The organism is Labrys sp. KB_33_2, from assembly GCF_052114505.1.
Taxonomy (GTDB): Bacteria; Pseudomonadota; Alphaproteobacteria; order Rhizobiales; family Labraceae; genus Labrys.
The window spans coordinates 1-464 of sequence record NZ_JBFREW010000090.1; the positions used below are offsets into that span (position 1 = coordinate 1).

General features: G+C 63.5%; 1 protein-coding gene. It reads right to left on the bottom strand.

Features of this window, described 5'->3' with window-relative positions; genetic code table 11:
• Window positions 1-464: hypothetical protein (locus AB4037_RS34675; RefSeq protein ID WP_441774692.1), on the bottom strand; the 464-nt coding region annotated here is incomplete at both ends.

A 464-nucleotide genomic window follows, 5' to 3' on the forward strand; every position in this document is an offset into this window, starting at 1 on the left:
ATCTTGATGTCGGGCATCGGATACTTCACCCACAGCGGCGTCGTCGGCACGCACGGATCGCTCGAGCCTTCATAGCTCACCCGCTCGTCTCCAAAGATATAGGTCGTCGTCTCCGTCGGCAGCGGATTGGGCGCCGTGGTGCAGCCCCGCGGCGAAGCCTTCGTCACCTTCTTCACCCGGCTCCCGTCCGGGCCATAGAAGTAGCTGCTCGTCGCCCCGGGGCTCTCTCCCATATAGGCGCTGRTGATCTGCGTCGGACGGTTCATGCCGTCCCAGCTATAGGTCCGCCCATGACCCGTCAGCATGTTGCCGTTGTCGTCATAGGTGAAGGAGGTCAGGCCGGCCACGCCCACAGCATGCGGGCGCACCGCGTTGGGCCCCTGCGCCGGATAGGTGTAGGTGCCCACATCCGTCTTCGAGGTCAGGTTGCCCGCATCGTCATAGCTGTAGGTCTCGTTGAACGA